The organism is Roseospira marina (assembly GCF_014197855.1).
GTDB classification, from domain to species: Bacteria; Pseudomonadota; Alphaproteobacteria; order Rhodospirillales; family Rhodospirillaceae; genus Rhodospira; species Rhodospira marina.
Genome location: NZ_JACIGJ010000015.1, coordinates 66,009 through 81,771 on the forward strand (window position 1 = coordinate 66,009; position 15,763 = coordinate 81,771).

Here is a 15,763-nt window from a genome sequence, read left to right on the forward strand (position 1 = left end):
TCAATCCTCTTCGATGAAGCTCACGCCGTCGTTGTCGACCGGCCGCGCGGTTCCTACCAGTCGACCGCCTTTCGACAACATCGAAGCACGCTGAACCGGGACCGCAGATGCCTGTGATTCCGCCATGGGCTTTGGTTCAGCCAGACAATCCAGCGAGGCGTCGTTCGCGCGGAAGACATCCTTGACGCGCGACGTGCCGGCGACAAACATCCGGGTCTCCACGTCGCCCATGCGCTCGCGCAGGAAGAACACCGCGCGCCGCACGCTGTCCTCGCCCAACGTCGCAGCGTGACGCTCGCTGTGCTCGGCCAGGCGGTCGAGGCTGGAGGCGAGCGTGTTGACCAACTCTTCCAGCCGACCTGTTGGGTCGATTTGCTTAGTCATGCCGCCTCCTTCTGCGCGTTTTCGAACGGCTCCAAAAAGCCGTCGAGATCCTTTAGAATGGATTGGAAAGCAAAGGCGCCGCAGAACTCCGTGAACGCATCGCGATCCGGCGCGCCCTTGATGACGCGCAGTCCAACGATGCTCGGCCGCGCCGATGTGCGCAGGTCAACCAAGGTTTTGTTGCGCTCGAAGATGCTCTGGCCCGGCAGCGTCTCATCGGCGAAGTCGCGGAACGCCTTCGGCAACTTCTCGTCCTTGAGCGAGCCGTCCATCCAGGCGTTGAGAAAGCCACCAACAGATCCGAACCGCTCCAGCAGATCGCGCGCCTTCTTGGCGCCGATGCCGCCGACGCCGGAACCGGGACCGAGATCGCCCGGCTCACCAATGAGGCATTTTTCTTCGACGAACTGGCGCGTGTTGACGAGGCCGGTGTGTTCGTTGAACGTACCGGCCGTGATTATCTTGCCGCGAATGGGGTCGAACCACGCGACCTTGTTGCCGACGAGTTGGAGCCAATCCTTGTCGCCGGAGATCAGCAGAATGCGCTTGCCCTGTTTGCGATAGCGGTCGGTCAGGATGGCAGCCAGATCGTCCGCCTCCATGTTCGCCGCAATCACCTGGTCCACGCCCATCAGGCTAAGACCGCGCATGATGTCCTTCTTCTGCGCCTTGTAGCTGTCGCGAGCGGCGCGCTGCGCCTTCTCGTGCGCGGTCACGGCCGGCTTGCTGCGATGCGCCTTGTACTCAGGATAGACCGTGTGGCGCCAACCCTTGCCGTCCCACAGGACGATCAGGCGCCGCGTGGCGCCGTACTGTGCGGCGAACTGCCGCACCGATCGGATGACGCCGAAGATCGCCGTCGTATCGCTGCCGCCGGCCGACAGCTTGTGCGACGTTTGTGCCGCGAACCCGATCGAATTGCCGTCGATCAGGACATACCCGTCCGACATGATACCCTCCATACTGCGGAGACAAAGAGGACGGCATCGCTGAGCAACACCGTCCTCTTTGCGTCGAAGGTTAGTCGTCGAGAGCGGCGAGAATGTCTGCCATGTCGTCGTCCATGTCGAACGGCGCGTCATCGGTATCTTCGGGCGGAGTGGCCTTCGGAGTGGCCTTCGGCGTGGCCTTCGGCGTACCCGCGCCCTTCGGAGCCGGTGCCGGTGCCGGTTCGTCGACCTCGATGTCGCCCTCGGCGTCGACGATCTTGCCCGGGCCGGTCAGCATGGTCTTGCTGGCATAGCCCACGACCGGCACGCCAGACATCTCCTGGATCGCATTGAGCGCCTTGGTCTCCTTGTTGAAGAACTCGTTCTTCACCAGCTCGCCCAGGTCGACCACCTTATCCATGACGCCCTTCGGCACCGGCGTTGACTTGCGCGAGGCCATGACGGTGTACTTGGTGTCGAGGCCCTTGCCGGTGCGTTCAATCACCAGGTCGATGCCGTTCTCCAGATCGGTGCTGTCGAAGCCGTCTTCGTCCGCGTACTCCTCCATCATGGAAGCGATGGCAGAGAAGGTGGTGGAAGTCAGACTGAGAACGACCGGATCGTCGGAGGCGTCGGCGCCGTCACGAATGAGCGCGTTGACCAGGACCTCCTTGCGCGCCTTGCACTCCTTCAGGACCGCAACCTGATCGTCGTCGGACGTCGCGGTCAGAGCCCGATCGAGCGCGACGCAGACCGGACACGGCGTCTCGTAGGTGTGGTCGTGACAGCCGGTGACGGCGAGGGGCTTGCCGTCCTTCTCGGCCTTGACCCAATGGAGGCCAAGGTCGTGCCAGAAGGGCTTTTCGGGATTGGGGTTCGGAAGGATGCGAACCTTCGTCTTGCCTTCCTTGATCTTCTTGGTCGGCGTGTAGCCGCCGCGCTGATGTTTCTGCTTGGCAGCCTTCATGCGCTCAAGAAGTGCGGGACTCATAGCCATGTATCTGTTTTCCTTGACTGCTCGGGACTGTGCCCATCTGTCGATCTGCCTGACGTATCAGACGACACTATTATAGCGCATTCGCGTTTGCGTTTTTTCGCTAATTCGCGATTGCGCTAATTTCTCCTACTTGGTCTTGGTTCGAACGACACGGAGCGCGGCGAGCGGGCCAAGAGTGAAGATCGTCACCACGCCGTCTTCGCCCATGACCGTTTTGAAGCCGATGTACGCCACCGGCTCGCCGCTCAAGACCCAAGGTGACGCGCCAGCCAGACGTGCGACCAGCGAATGCTCCACCAGATCGAACGCATCACGCCGCTTCCTGGCCCGACGTGCCGGCGGCCCCGCGCAGTTTTCCAGGCAGCCGGTCGCGCACCGCCTTCTCCTCGGCTGCACGGGCCTCGCCCATTGCGACCCGGATTTCACCCTGCATCTCGGTGCGAGCCTGGGCTCCGAGCTGAACGAGCATGTCGCGCCGGTGCCGCAGGCTCTCAACGGCGACGTCGGCGAGGCTTTCTTGAAGCCGCGCCTCGCTCAGCATCTTGGCGAGCTGGACCATCTTCGGATGCGCGGTGATCTGCGCCGTGATGGCGCTTTCGGTAATCTTGCGCCCCTCGTCGGACGCCTGCTCACGGACCTCCTTGTCGATCTGCGCTTCGGCGAGCTTCTGGAGCTGCTTGACGCGGTCGACCTGATGCGCGGCGCGCCCGGCCTGCACGCCGTAGTGCACCAGCAAGCTGCTCTGTTCCAAAAACGCATTATTCAGATCAGTGCCATTGATCTGAACGTCCTTGTTGATCTGCTCGGGATCAACGTAAGACTTTACAGCCGCACCTTTTTTCTCATCCGACACGATGTATCTCCTCGTGTGTGTTTGACAGTTTCAATATAGCGCATTTGCGATGGGATTACAGTCAAATCTGATTTACCTTCACAGAATTTCTGAAACCTGCGCGAACAGGGTGTCCAAAACCTCCTGTTTGGACGGATCGAACCAGATTTGACCGGGGTTGAAACCGACGATGATATTGGTGTCGGTTTTCTTGTCGTAGACGACCTTGCCCGCGTGATCGACAACCGCGCCCTTGATGTCGGGCACGAAGCGTCGAACGACGGCGTTGCCCAACAGCAAGATCACCGGCGGCTTTAGGATCGCGATCTCTTGAGCCAGGATCGGCCAGAACGTCTCGATGTTCTCATGTGGAATGGTCGACCCCGTCTTCGGGCGCTTGAGAAGCCCCGTCCAATAGGCGTCGTTGCGCGCCAAGCCCGCCTCCGCGAGTGCCGTTGCTATCGACGTGAAACTTTCCGAGTGCGCGAAGGATCCGACGCGCTCCTCGCCGCTCGTCGGCGCGTCGGTGATGACCATGAACCGCGCGTCACGCCCGAGGTACGGCTTGACCAGGCCCAACCCCTCGTCCTGATACATCTTGACGAGACGACCGAGTTGACGGCGGCCGTCGGTGTCGACCGTCATCTCGCGCCGGATCGGCACGATGGCGTTGACCAGCCCCGGCATCAGCTCTTTCTGCCGTGCAATGCGGTCAGGATGGCGCGCCGCTAGGCTGCCCGGCACGATGTCGGCGAACGCACCCACATCCTCCAGTAACGTGCGGTGCTTGATGTTGCACTTGCGCCGCTCGACACGCTCGATCAGATCCTCGACCGAGGTGAACGGACCTGCGGCGCGCGCCTCCAGAATGGCGTTCGTCGTATTGTCCGAGATGCCCTTGATCCGATTGAACGGGATTAGCAGCGTCGTGTCGGTCAGGATCTCGAATTTGCCGGACGACTGGTTGATGTTCGGCGGCAGCACCTCAATGCCCAGCCGCTCCGCCTCGCCCAGCAGTGCCGGCAGCTTGTCCTCCTTCATCAACGACAAACAGGCTGCGATAAACTCAATGGGATAGTTCACCTTCAGCCACATCGACTGATAGGAGATCAGCGTGTACTCGACCGAGTGGCTGCGGTTGAAACCGTAGCCGGCGAACGCCGCGATCTTGTCGAACAGGGCTCCGGCGTGCGTCTCATCGAAGGTGCCTTGCGCATCGCAGCCCTCGACGAATTTGTCGCGATACTCCGCCATCAGCTTGGGGTCTTTTTTACCCATTGCCTTGCGGAGCTTGTCGGCTTCGGCCATCGAGAAGCCAGCCAGGTCCCGGCTGATCTGCATGACCTGCTCCTGATAGACCATCACGCCGTAGGTCTTGTTCAGGGCGTCGGCCATCTTCGGATGCTCGTACAGGACATCCTCCGTGCCCGCCTTGCGGTTCACGTAGCTGTCCATCATGCCCGAATCCATCGGACCGGGTCGGTACAGGGCGGTCGCGGCCACGCAATCCTCGAAGGTGATGCCTTCCGCGCCCAGGCTCTTGAGCAGACGGCGCATACCGCCGCTTTCGAACTGAAACACGCCGACCGTACGACCTTCGGCGAACGCCTGAAGCACCGCCTCGTCATCGAGCGGGATGGCCATCAGATTGATGCGCTTGCCGTGACGCTCACGAATATAGTCGAGCGCCCGTGCGACGACATCGAGGGTTTCGAGACCCAAGATGTCCATCTTGACCAGGCCCTGATCCTCAACGATGCGCTTGTCCCAATTGACCGTCGCCTCGCCCGATCGTCTCTCCACGACCGCGCGCTCCGTCAGATCGCAGCCGGCAACCACGACGCCCGCGGCATGGCGACCGAGATTGCGCATCACGCCTTCGAGCGACGTGGCGACCGTCCAGACGTCGGCATTCGCGTCACGAAACGCCGCGATCTCGCCAACCTGGTCTGCGGCCTCCGTGAGACCGATCGGTTGACCATGCTCCTTCGGCACCAGCTTCGAGCAGGCATAGTCCCGCTCGCTCAGCCCGCAGATGCGCCCCACGTCGCGAAGCGCCGAGGCTCCCTTGAGCTGGCCGTAGTTGCTGATGCCGGCGACGCGATCGGTGCCGTACTTGTCGGCGAGATACTGGATGACCTCGTGCCGTCGCGCCGACATAAAGTCGAGGTCGGCGTCGGGCAGATCGCTACGTTCCGGGTTGATGAACCGTTCGAACAGCAAGTCGAAGCGGATCGGGTCGCAGTCGGTGATGCCCATCAGATAGGCGATCAAGGAGCCGCCGACCGATCCGCGTCCAGGCCCCACGCGGATCCCGCTGTCCTTGGCCCAGCGCACCAGATCCTGCACGAGCAGGAAGTAGCCGCAGAATCCGAGATCGCGCAGGACTCGAAACTCATAGGCCAGACGGGGCTTATAGAGCCGCTCCAGCGCCTCCGCGTCCGGCCGGTGTCCAAACACCGGCCGACCAAACCTCTCGCTCCAGCCGGCCTTGCAGGCGGCCAGAACGGCCTTCGGTTCATCCTCGACTAGTTTGGGCAAGCTGACAGGCGACTTCGCCCAGCGATACGTGACCCGCTCGACCAGATGCGCCGTGTTGCGCAGCCCCTCCGTCCAAGTGCTTACGGGCACCTCCCCCTCATATCGCTCGCGCAGTCGCTTGATGGTGCGGGCCGTTTCACGGCCCAGCTCAATGTCCGTCAGCGCGTACAGCCCGCGCTCGACGTTGGACCAGTGCCAGACGTCCGTGATCTGTGTGCGCCGGAGAATGCCTTGATGGACCTCCTGGACATCGGCGCCGTCTTTCGGATACAGCACGGGCCGCGCGACCAGCGTCGGTGCGCCCAGCTCCTTCGCCAGCGCAAGCGCGCGCATGTTCATGGCGTCGTAGTACGGCAGGTCGATCGGCGTGAGTTGCAGGTAGACGTTTTCGACGCTCAGCGCGTCGATCATGTCGCGCAGTATCTCAGCAGCGTTCTCATGACCCACGACGCTGTAGACGTCGCTTGTGACGATTGCGACGTCATCCATTGTCACGCTTGAAAGCGCGCCGATCACGTCAGAGACGAGCAGCTTGGCGGTCTCGTAGAAATGCTCCGCGTCGTTGGCCTTGGTCAGCAGCCGATACAGCGCCGTCAGACCTGCCGCCGACAGCACATGCCATGTGATCCAATATTCCGGCGGCGCCTTCGTCTTGTTCTCGCCGCGCACCCGGCGCCAGGTGATGTCGTCGACCAGGCGCAGCCGACAGCCGATGATCGGCGTGATGCTCTCTTTGGTGCAGCGATTGGACACGTCGATCATGCCCGAGATCGACATAGTGTCGATCAAGCCAATGGCCGTGGCACCGACGCGCTTCGCCTCGTCGAGCACCGCCTCAGTCGTGAGAGTGCTTTCGCCCAGCGAGAAGTGCGACCGCGTGGCGAGCATCGAATGGACTGTTGCGCTCATTTATCAAACGTCCTCACCAGCCGACCATTGCGTACCTCGGCCACGCCAAGCGCCGGCATCAGGTGAAAGGTCTGTGTGACATGGGCACGCGCCGTCTTCTCCGACCAGTCGAGCTTGGTCTGAAGGCAGGTGCGCAGCGTGTCGCGATCAAAGCCGCCGTCCAGGCGCATCAGCAGATGCGCCGCGATCTTCAAGGAGTTGCGGCTGAAGGGGTTCCGACCAGCGCGCAACTCGCCGCCGACGTCGACACCCTTCTCGGCGATCCGATCAACGATCGCCTGAACCTTGCGGGGCAGGGCCGGCATCAGCGCGCGCGATCCGCTCGGCTCTTCCACCTTCCGCTTCGGCCGCTTGGCCCCGACACCCGGCAGATCAGCAATACCCAGGCGCTCGTACAGCACCTTGCGATGCTTGGCCGACAGCGGCCCACATGCCTCAGCGAACGGACACGAGGCGCATTCGGGCGCACGCGCATCGAACGCCACGACGCTGCCGTAACAGCCTGGTCTAAGGGAGCTGTCTACCATCATTTCTGATTTACCTACTTTTCCAAGACTCAAGTTCCCTGTAGACGGTGCGCCGGGTCATGCGATCCAGGCCCATCACGTCTGCAACAAAGGCCGTGGTGACACGCGTGGTGGTGCTGCCGCGGCCGCCGCGAACCTTCCGCTCGCGCGCCCACGCCATGCGGTCTTGCAGCGCCTGGATCTCGGCGTACAGCTCGGGCGGCGGGCTCTCCAGCAGCTCCAAAAAGCGTCGCGCCAAAGGTGAGAGTTTCGCCAACACGCGCGATCGGCGCTCGCTCAGACGGACATTTTCCTCGGCCGACACGACGCTCGTGTCTTCCACGACCTCGTGCAACGAGGCGTCGTCCGTGAGCTGATCGTCCAGGCTCAAACCAAAAATTTTGACGTCCGTCTGTTCCATCTGTCGGCACCACTGATTCATGTGGCGCATGGCACCGCGCCAAAAGTAGGCACCGAACGGAACCTTAGAGGTCGGATCGTAGCTGTCGCGCGCCCTCGTCCAGGCGATCCAAATCTCCTGACGAATGTCGGCGCTCTCGACGAGGCGCGCGCCCGCAGCGGTCATCCGCCGCGAGACGCGCCAGGCGAGCGTGTTCACAAGATGTTCGACAGCCTTTGGGTCCAGCGGATCCTCGGTGATCTTAGCCTTCATCAGCCGAACACACGCTGCGCGAACTGGTCGATCGTTTCCTTGTCGACGCGCGACAGCCGGTTCATGAACGCCAGCTTGAGACCGGCGCGCCAGTTAGAGCCGCGCGCTAGGCCGATCCGACCGGCGTTGATCAACTCACGCGGACTGATCGTGGAGCTGACGCGACCGCCCTTGAACGCCTCGCGCACCTGATTGGCGAAGTCCACGATCTTATTGGCATCCTTGATGTTGATCGACGCCTGGCTCGTCACGATGGCCGCCTCGATATCCGCCGTCATGTAGACAACCTCTTCGGTCACGCCGAAGCGGCTGTAGTTGGCGGCGTTGCCGAGTTGCGTGCCCTGGTAGAGGCCGGTCTCGTCACCGCAGCCGTTCGTGTTGCCGGTCGCGACGAAACGGAAGTCCGGATGCGGCTCGATGTGCCGCCATTCGGCCGGCGCCTCCTTGATGTAGAGCGGTTCGCCTTCAAGCACCGGCTGATAGACCGACAGCACGGCGGGCATGGCGAAATCGTACTCGTCGGCGCAGTAGACCCAACCGTACTTCATTGCCAGGGTCAGCGGACCCGGCTCGAAGTAGGTCGAGCCATCGCGCGCGAGCATCTGCCCGACAATGTGCGCCTCTTCGGTGTTGATAGTGTGCTGGACGCGTACCCAGGGCCGCCGCGTGACGGCGCAGATGTTGCGCAGCGACGAGGTTTTGCCGGTGCCGTGATAGCCCCACAAATAGGTGGCCATGTTCAGCTCCAGCGCCATGAGAACCGTCTTGGTCAGGTCCAGCTCGAACACGTAGTTCGGATCGAGCGCCGGGATCATGTCATCGTAGCTGCTCGACCCCTTGAGCGTGACCATGATCGACCCGCCGCGCGCGTTGAGTGCGCCCGGCACTTCACCGAAGCCGAACAGCTCGTGCATCTTCTGCTTGGTGTCGCGACTGCGCGTTGGCATGGCAACCACCGTGTCGTCGATCGCCTCAGCCGCCGAGGTCTTCATTTCGGCGCGACGGCGACGGACCAACTCTTCAGCCTGCGAACTGAACAGTGGTGCATCCGGGTACTCCCGCATGTACCGCGCGACGTCCCACTCCGGGTGGCAATCCGCGAGATGCTTCTTGATGATATGTACCTTGGCGCCGCAGACCTGACACAAAATTTTGCCCGACATTTCCCTGTATTCTCCGTGCGTTACACCCTGTCGCGTGTGCGAGCGACTATGTATGTTTTACGCGACACACGACGGGTCATCAAGTCAATTTTGATTTACCCTTGCAGGAGTATCGCGCGCAGCTCCTTCATCACCTGGCTGGGCAGCGCACTCAGCGTGTCCAACACGACGCGCTTCGGATAGAAGTGTTCGACGGCATCGGACATGATGCCGATACCCACCGTCTCGACGCCGGCCACGCTTAGGTTTTTGATCGTGTTCCGTAGATGGCGAATCTGATCAGAAGAACTGCCCTGGGCGCACGGTGCGCCATCCGACAGCACGATCAGAACGCGGCGACTGGCCCGCTGCTTGAGCAGCCGCTGACCGGCGATCTCCACGCATTCGCCGTCGACGTTGTTGGCGAGACCGCAGACATGCGGCGCCGCCGCGAAACGGCGTCGAACCTCGGCCGTCAGACGATCCTCGAACCCTTTGAAGATCGGCATATACAGAGGCTCAATGCGCGAAAAATGGCGCCCTGCTTTTTTCTCTTCCGCTTCAAGCAGCGTCCCGGACAGGCCCCGGTGTCGTGCTATACCAAACCCGTCTGTCGTGAAACCCAAGCATTCGTGCCGGACGTTCACGCGTTCCAGCGTTTGCGACAGAGCATAGGCCGCGTCCATCGCCATCTTCATCTTGGGGCCACGCATCGACCCGGAACAGTCGACCAGCAGCGACACCGCGGTATCCATCGACCGATTCTCCTGCCGGCGCCGGAAGACGCGCGTGTCCCTCGTCGCGAGCCGATGTAGACTGGCACTGTGAAGGCGACCGCTACGGTAGCCCGGCACATGCGTGATCTGGCTGCGCGCGGCCATCAGCCGCTCGATGTCCTTCTGCATGACGCCGACCATCGAGCGCGTCTCGTCATCCAGCCGCGTCATCCATACGTCCTTGAACGCATGCTCCGAAAAACTGAACGTCTCGGTCCGGTCCCAATCGCGCGTGTAGATCAGGTATTCGGCGGCGGCGGCGGCGTCGGCAGCGGCGTCGCCGATGATCTTTGACGCGCCCTCGTCGAAGTCCATACCCTTCAGACTCTCAGCGTCGAGGTCGTCGGCCCAGGTCGTCGGCGTCTTGCCCTTCCTGCCGTCGTCCGCGCCCTCATCCGCATCGCCACCGGTGTCAGTTTCGTCCGCGCCCTCATCCGCATCGCCACCGGTGTCAGTTTCGTCCGCGCCCTCATCCGCATCGCCACCGGTGTCAGTTTCGTCGGCGCCCTCATCCGACTCGAACTTGGGCTTGGGCTCGCCTTCGCTATCCGGCTCGGACATCGGCCTATCGGTAGATTCGGTCTTCGGCTCCTTCTCGTCGTCTGCCTTCTTGTCCGGCTCCTTGCGCTTTTTTCCAGTCTCGCCTTCACCTTCGCCTTCGCCTTCGCCTTCGCCCTCCATGCTAAACTCCGGCTGCGCTTCGAGAGGCGTGTTCAGCGCCTCGTCGATCTTGATGGCTAGATCGAGCGCCTCTCGCGAGGCTCGGATCTTCGGCACATCAAGTTTTAGATCACCGATCCGGTCGACCGGATCGGTGATCAGCGACCAGCGATCCTCTTCATCGAGAAACGCCTGGAAGGCGCGCTGACCGGCCCAGGCGCGCATCGCCGGCACCAGCAACACGGACAGAACCTTCTTCGGGTGGCTGCACGCCTTTTCAAGCGCCGGCTTTGTCAAATGCTCGATGAAGAAACCGTGAAGCTTTTCGAGGTTGTAGGCGCTTCCTGGAAACTTTCGCCAGATCATACGCTCGATGAACGTGTCCTCGACGACGTTGTGCAGGACGCCGACCCGCTTGTTAATTTCGCCCGCTTCTTTCACGACCGACCAGTCCGTGAAAAGAATGTGCGCAACCTCGTGGTCAATGAAGCCCTGAATACCCAGGATCAACGCTTCGGTGGCGTTGTCCGGGATGAACGGGATGTTGACGCGCTTCGGTTTAAGCGTGCGTGCATCCGTCTCGACATACGCCGAGAGACCGCGCTGTGTGACGATAATTCCCCTGCCCGCGAGCAACTGTGTGACCTGTGTGCAGGCGTCGCGCAGTGTAATAATGTCTTGATTCATTGCAGCCTCTAATCAGATTTGATTTATCAAGTAAAACAAGAGACAGATGGAAATGCGAGCGTTCCGACTGTCTCTTGTTAATCAAATTTGATTTACCTTACAACAACGGCAGGTTCGAACGGCCCGTACAAAATCTGGACCTCTTCACCGTCGGGGTCGAGCCCCCACACCAACCGCGTCCAATTACTCACTGCCACCTGCTTATTCGTCAGGTTTCCTTCCAGTGCGAACGCCTTATCCGAAGGCGTTTCCTCGATCCGGCGAGTTTCTGTCACCGTATTAGTCTCCATTTAGTCCTCACTCACGACGGAGAGCCGAGGGTCGAAAATACCCTCGGCTCTGTTTGACAGGAATGGGTAGTCACTTGGACGAAAAGACCTCCTTGAGACCTTGGCGCACATCGTCATCCAGCGCCGGGTTTCCTTCATTGGAAACGGTGCGGATGTACTCAATGATGGCCATTTCGTTTTCGGATACGACACGTTTCATGATGCTGTTCAGTTCGTACCACGCCCGATCATCGGCGGGCCAATACTGCTCAAGACCAAGTCGCAAAAGATGCGCGAGATCGACATCAATGGCTCGCGCCAGTGCCGGCAGTCGATCGAGGGGAATTTTAGCGTCCCCGCGCTTGAACATACTGACGATGTTCGCGCGGTCATAGCCCAGCTCCTTCGCGATCTGCCGCTGCGTCTTGACACCCTGGAGATTCGTCAGTCGCTCATCCAAAAAATGCGCAATACGAGTCTTCGACGGATCACCCGCCGGATGAGCTTCTAAACCGGGCATATGACCTCTCTCCTTTCTGTTTAATCACGTATGATTGTTTGATCAACGTACATTGGGTTTTTATCCAGAGCAAGCGTTGAGTCAAACTTGATCTATCAAAGATATACCGCCCGCGTCGCACTTGAACAGCGGGAAGTTATAAAATTTTGGCCGCCTTATAGGATTTCGTATCAATCGGCGATCTGCTCGGCGCCAGCACGATGCCGCCCGGCTGAACCGTGACGTTGGCCTCGGGATAAGCTGCCAGGGCGTGTTCCAAGTTCCTTTGAAACTCGGGGCGAAATTGACGCAGCAGGCTCATGCCGCCACCAAACTGACCGTACAGCGCAGACCAGGATAGACTCAGTGGCTCGTCAAGAATATGCAGCCGCCATGCGAGCCAACAGTAGATGTCTAGGGCCATTGGTTTGCTAGCCAAGACCCGCACGGCGGCCTCAAGCAGCGGCACAGGATGCTGCAAAAGACTGCGATAGAACATCTCGTTGAGAACCACCTCTTCATTCCACAGCACGAGCTGACGCGGATTGGAGCTGGTCATGAGGATTTCATCATCGACAAACCCGCCATTGTGCCGAAGCTGGGTTTGAACGCCGCCGGATTCCGTCGTCAGGAAGAAGGTGAGCTTGCAGGCGCTGATGCGGCGAGCCTGACGCCGAACCTCGGCGTAGGTCTTGCCACCGGCGGCGATGCCCATGTTCTGAAGCCACTCAGCCATGGACCGGCCCAATTCGACGCGGCGGCTGTTGGTTTGCTTGGCGCGGGTCTGGAGATAGATCAGTATCATGCGCGCTTTGGCGCCGGCCGGCAGACCCACCGGGGTCTCGCCGTCCTCTTCCATGCCGGACTCGATCAGTAGAGTTACGTTGGCCCCAGAGCGTCGCCACACGGTTTCCTTGGGTGTGCGCAGGGGAAGCGAGGTTTGCGAGAAACCGGAATAGATCAGATTGAGGCTCCGGTGTTCGTCTGCCAGAACTCGCGCTGCCGGATCTACCAAATGTCTCTGTTCCAGGTCGATCATGTCCTTCGCGGCATGACGCCCGTGCAAGAGGATGAGGTTGTGTATCTCACCCATTTTTTCAATCTCCGCCCTAGCAAACCCTCAAAAGCAAAACATCCACAGGTCGAGATGTCCAGTTGGACCTTTCCGACGGTACTATTAGGGTTTTTCCTATAATGGAACAGTGTCGGTAAGTTCCAGTGGATAACTCGATTCGCCTGTGGATAACCGCGAGTCGCGTCGGTAAGGTCCAAAGGTGGCGTCGGTAAGGTCCAAACTCACCCTGTGGATAAATCGATGCGTCGGAAAGTTCCAAGGCGAGTCTGTGGGCAACTTTCGCCCCAGTGCGGTGTTCCGAGTCGCAGACTGCATTTTCGTCGCTCCGAGACAGAAGGTCGGCGAACAGAACGAGTACGGCTTGGACCTTACCGACGCTGTGCAGAGTGAGCCGGACATTGAGTGCGCTATTCGGTATCCGGATCTGGCCGCCCGAGCGTGTCAGCAGGCTGAGCGCGCTCAATTCCGTGACGTCGCGATGCAGACTCTCGACCAAATCCTGGATCGTGCGTCAGAAGCGTCGGTATCTTCCAAATCCCGAGCTTGGCGATTGCGCGGGCTCTATAGTCCGGGCGATCGTGGAAGAGCTTCCTGGCCCACATACGGGCGCTTATACCATATAGCGACAAGAAAGGGCACGAACGTGACGACGGCCAGCGCGTCAAAGCGCGAGTTCGTGCTTTCGCTAATTCGTTATACGCGCGTGCACTGCTGCGCGTCTATAGCGTCGAGAACGTGCGCAAAATGCTAGGATTCGCACGACTGAGCGCATAATGTCCCTTATGCGCTCAGTTTGAGGCCCAATCGAACCGCGGCGCCAAAGCGAGAGGATCGTGTCAATGGCCCGCCAAGGTCGCCAAGCGCAAATTCTGGATCCTAAGCGTCATCTCCCGACGCTGCTCGACGCCTGTGCCGGCTCGCGCTACCCGCACCGAGATCGCGTCGTGGTGCTGCTGTCCGTCCGCGCCGGCCTGCGGCGCATGGAGATCGCCGGTCTCAAGCGTCGACATGTCCTAGGTCCCTCGGGCGACGTCGGCACGCACATCAATCTGGAGGACCGGATTTGCAAGCAGGGCAGCGGCGGCCGGATCCCGATTCACCCCGAGCTGCGTCAAGCTCTCTTCGATCTGCTCCAGAAATCGCCCGGTCTGCCGAACTGGCCGCTCATTCTGTCTGAGCGCGCCGAGGCGGCCGCGACGGGGCGGGGCACCAGCGCCGGCGAGACGACGCGATCGGCGCCGCTCGACGAGCCCTATCACATGCGCGCCGACGCCATCGGCTATCTGTTCTATCGGCTCTACCGGAAGGCGGGGCTGACGGGCTGCTCGTCACACAGCGGCCGGCGCACCTTCGGCACCCTCGCGGCACGCCGCGCCATGCAGACGCCCGGCGGTTCCATTCGTGACGTGCAGGTGCTGCTGCGTCATCAGAATCTCGCGACAACCCAGAAGTACATTGAGGCAAACAGCGAGGTTCACGAGAAGCTGGTGGACTTCTAAGCGTGCTGCGTTCGTTGCGTTGGTTTCGTTAATTGCGTTTGAAAACCGAATTTTCGAGGCGTAAGATCGTTGCCCGGCGAAAGTCACCGTGTGCAGGGAGAGGCACATGAACGCACTAGCTCACATTTCCCCGCCGACGGCCGAGGATATCGACCTCGCTCGGGCGTCGGGGCAAGCTCTTGCATCCATCATTCACGAGACGGGGCCGGTCGAGTTCTCGGTACGCCGAGGCGACGAAGAGAGCGCCGTCCAGTTGCCGATCGAGGCGTTCGACCTGCTCGTCAACATCCTGGGCGACATGGCCGCCGGCCGTGCCGTTACCCTCGTTCCGCTGGATGCCGAACTCACCACCCAACAAGCCGCCGACTTGCTGAACGTATCCAGGCCCTATCTCAACAACCTGATCGACAAGGGAGAGATTCCGCACCGAAAAGTTGGAAGGCACCGCAGGCTGCGTTGCCAGGACATCATAGACTATAAGAAAAGGGACGACGCCGCCCGACGCGCCGTGCTTGATTCGCTGGCCGCCGAAGCCCAGGAATACAACATGGGATACTGAGTTTTGAATCAGTTCACGGCCTTTTTGGATGCGTGCGTCCTATTTCCCGCGCCCATGCGGGATCTTCTCATGGAACTTGCGGTGTCGGACCTCTTCAGACCGAGGTGGTCCGACACCGTTCATGAGGAATGGATCACGGCGGTTTTGCGAGGACGGCCGGATCTGACCCGGGCTGTTCTCGACCGAACCCGCGAGATGCTGGAGTCCCACGCGCGAGACGCGCGCGTCACCGGCTTCGAACCTCTGATCGAGGGCTTGGTTCTGCCTGACGAGAACGATCGGCACGTTCTGGCTGCGGCCATCAAGGGTCGTGCCGATCTGATCGTCACGAACAATCTCCGCGATTTCCCGCCCGACGTTCTGGCACAATGGGATTTGGAAGCGCGTCACCCCGACGCCTTCCTGGTTGACCAATTTCACCTAAGCAAAAGCCTTTTTCTCGAAGCTGTTCGAACGATACGAGAGCGTCTCAAGAACCCGCCGAAACACGCCGATCAATACCTCGACGCTTTACGTAAATGCGGGCTCGTGGCGACCGCTAAAGAAATCGAACCCTACAAAAATCTCATATAAAAAGGGCGGCCCAAAGGCCGCCCATTGCACATATACGGAGAACACTGAGGCCCTGACCTTGATCAGGGAAGAAAGACTATAGCAAGCAAAGACGCGGAGCGCAATACTTATTTGAGCGCCTTTTGTTTTCGCAGCGTCTCATTTTCGTTTCGAAGACGCTTAACCTCCGCCACCAAAAGACCGATGTTGGGGATACAGGACGTGCAGAGCGTGGCCCATTCTGTCCAGGAGCGAACTTTCCGGCCGCGCGGAC

Annotated in this window: 15 protein-coding genes; 3 read left to right on the forward strand and 12 right to left on the reverse strand. The window is 60.6% G+C overall.

Annotation, left to right across the window (positions count from 1 at the left end; translation table 11 throughout):
- The 12 genes from GGD82_RS16590 to GGD82_RS16645 all read right to left on the reverse strand — a co-directional run bounded on the left by GGD82_RS16590 (position 1) and on the right by GGD82_RS16645 (position 12,897).
- Complete coding sequence (locus GGD82_RS16590) at positions 1-384, reverse strand: hypothetical protein (protein WP_150063446.1); 384 nt, start codon at positions 382-384, stop codon at positions 1-3.
- Positions 381-1,466 carry a PIN domain nuclease gene (locus tag GGD82_RS16595; protein WP_150063445.1) on the reverse strand — a complete coding sequence of 362 codons (1,086 nt, stop codon included), beginning with the start codon at positions 1,464-1,466 and terminating at the stop codon, positions 381-383. The genes GGD82_RS16590 and GGD82_RS16595 overlap by 4 nt, the downstream gene beginning before the upstream one ends.
- A complete protein-coding gene (locus GGD82_RS16600; RefSeq protein ID WP_150063444.1) occupies positions 1,405-2,310 on the reverse strand; it encodes a T4-gp32 family ssDNA-binding protein in 906 nt (301 codons plus the stop codon). The genes GGD82_RS16595 and GGD82_RS16600 overlap by 62 nt, the downstream gene beginning before the upstream one ends.
- A 126-nt stretch (positions 2,311-2,436) precedes the next feature.
- The gene (locus tag GGD82_RS16605; RefSeq protein WP_184013304.1) at positions 2,437-2,607 is read right to left on the reverse strand and encodes a hypothetical protein; all 171 of its coding nucleotides are present in this window, start codon (positions 2,605-2,607) and stop codon (positions 2,437-2,439) included.
- A 13-nt stretch (positions 2,608-2,620) separates the two neighbouring features.
- Positions 2,621-3,163, reverse strand: a complete 543-nt coding sequence (locus GGD82_RS16610; protein WP_150063443.1) for a hypothetical protein — start codon at positions 3,161-3,163, stop codon at positions 2,621-2,623.
- 78 nt (positions 3,164-3,241) lie between these two features.
- The gene (dnaE, locus tag GGD82_RS16615) at positions 3,242-6,571 is read right to left on the reverse strand and encodes a DNA polymerase III subunit alpha (protein ID WP_170284398.1); all 3,330 of its coding nucleotides are present in this window, start codon (positions 6,569-6,571) and stop codon (positions 3,242-3,244) included.
- Between the two features lie 17 nt (positions 6,572-6,588).
- Positions 6,589-7,122, reverse strand: coding sequence for a hypothetical protein (locus tag GGD82_RS16620; protein WP_150063441.1), 534 nt, complete (start codon positions 7,120-7,122; stop codon positions 6,589-6,591).
- 7 nt (positions 7,123-7,129) lie between these two features.
- Positions 7,130-7,771, reverse strand: a complete 642-nt coding sequence (locus GGD82_RS16625; RefSeq protein ID WP_150063440.1) for a sigma factor — start codon at positions 7,769-7,771, stop codon at positions 7,130-7,132.
- Positions 7,771-8,934, reverse strand: coding sequence for an AAA family ATPase (locus tag GGD82_RS16630; RefSeq protein WP_150063439.1), 1,164 nt, complete (start codon positions 8,932-8,934; stop codon positions 7,771-7,773). The genes GGD82_RS16625 and GGD82_RS16630 overlap by 1 nt, the downstream gene beginning before the upstream one ends.
- 95 nt (positions 8,935-9,029) lie before the next feature.
- Positions 9,030-11,036: a cobaltochelatase CobT-related protein gene (locus tag GGD82_RS16635; RefSeq protein WP_184013305.1), complete on the reverse strand. Its 2,007-nt coding sequence runs from the start codon at positions 11,034-11,036 to the stop codon at positions 9,030-9,032.
- 360 nt (positions 11,037-11,396) lie between these two features.
- Positions 11,397-11,825 (reverse strand): helix-turn-helix domain-containing protein, encoded by a 429-nt coding sequence (locus tag GGD82_RS16640; protein WP_150064164.1) that lies wholly within the window; start codon positions 11,823-11,825, stop codon positions 11,397-11,399.
- Between the two features lie 136 nt (positions 11,826-11,961).
- Entirely contained in the window at positions 11,962-12,897 is a 936-nt protein-coding gene (locus GGD82_RS16645) for a replication protein RepA (protein ID WP_150064163.1), read from the reverse strand.
- A gap of 821 nt (positions 12,898-13,718) precedes the next feature.
- Between GGD82_RS16645 and GGD82_RS16650 the strand changes: the two genes are divergently transcribed.
- The 3 genes from GGD82_RS16650 (at position 13,719) to GGD82_RS16660 (ending at position 15,510) form a co-directional block, all read left to right on the forward strand.
- Positions 13,719-14,378, forward strand: a complete 660-nt coding sequence (locus GGD82_RS16650; RefSeq protein WP_150064162.1) for a tyrosine-type recombinase/integrase — start codon at positions 13,719-13,721, stop codon at positions 14,376-14,378.
- A gap of 106 nt (positions 14,379-14,484) precedes the next feature.
- On the forward strand, positions 14,485-14,937 hold the full coding sequence (locus GGD82_RS16655; protein WP_150064161.1) for a helix-turn-helix domain-containing protein: 453 nt from the start codon (positions 14,485-14,487) through the stop codon (positions 14,935-14,937).
- A 3-nt stretch (positions 14,938-14,940) separates the two neighbouring features.
- The gene (locus GGD82_RS16660; protein WP_150064160.1) at positions 14,941-15,510 is read left to right on the forward strand and encodes a PIN domain-containing protein; all 570 of its coding nucleotides are present in this window, start codon (positions 14,941-14,943) and stop codon (positions 15,508-15,510) included.
- Positions 15,511-15,763 lie beyond the last annotated feature (253 nt).

What these genes read in the sequence shown, in the direction of transcription:
- GGD82_RS16590 (WP_150063446.1), bottom strand. Translation starts at nt 384, where the DNA reads ATGACTAAGCAAATCGACCCAACAGGTCGGCTGGAAGAGTTGGTCAAC.
- GGD82_RS16595 (WP_150063445.1), bottom strand. Translation starts at nt 1,466, where the DNA reads ATGACGCGCCGTTCGACATGGACGACGACATGGCAGACATTCTCGCCG.
- GGD82_RS16600 (WP_150063444.1), bottom strand. Translation starts at nt 2,310, where the DNA reads ATGGCTATGAGTCCCGCACTTCTTGAGCGCATGAAGGCTGCCAAGCAG.
- dnaE (WP_170284398.1), bottom strand. Translation starts at nt 6,571, where the DNA reads ATGCTCGCCACGCGGTCGCACTTCTCGCTGGGCGAAAGCACTCTCACG.
- GGD82_RS16620 (WP_150063441.1), bottom strand. Translation starts at nt 7,122, where the DNA reads ATGATGGTAGACAGCTCCCTTAGACCAGGCTGTTACGGCAGCGTCGTG.
- GGD82_RS16625 (WP_150063440.1), bottom strand. Translation starts at nt 7,771, where the DNA reads ATGAAGGCTAAGATCACCGAGGATCCGCTGGACCCAAAGGCTGTCGAA.
- GGD82_RS16630 (WP_150063439.1), bottom strand. Translation starts at nt 8,934, where the DNA reads ATGTCGGGCAAAATTTTGTGTCAGGTCTGCGGCGCCAAGGTACATATC.
- GGD82_RS16635 (WP_184013305.1), bottom strand. Translation starts at nt 11,036, where the DNA reads ATGAATCAAGACATTATTACACTGCGCGACGCCTGCACACAGGTCACA.
- GGD82_RS16640 (WP_150064164.1), bottom strand. Translation starts at nt 11,825, where the DNA reads ATGCCCGGTTTAGAAGCTCATCCGGCGGGTGATCCGTCGAAGACTCGT.
- GGD82_RS16645 (WP_150064163.1), bottom strand. Translation starts at nt 12,897, where the DNA reads ATGGGTGAGATACACAACCTCATCCTCTTGCACGGGCGTCATGCCGCG.
- GGD82_RS16650 (WP_150064162.1), top strand. Translation starts at nt 13,719, where the DNA reads ATGGCCCGCCAAGGTCGCCAAGCGCAAATTCTGGATCCTAAGCGTCAT.
- GGD82_RS16655 (WP_150064161.1), top strand. Translation starts at nt 14,485, where the DNA reads ATGAACGCACTAGCTCACATTTCCCCGCCGACGGCCGAGGATATCGAC.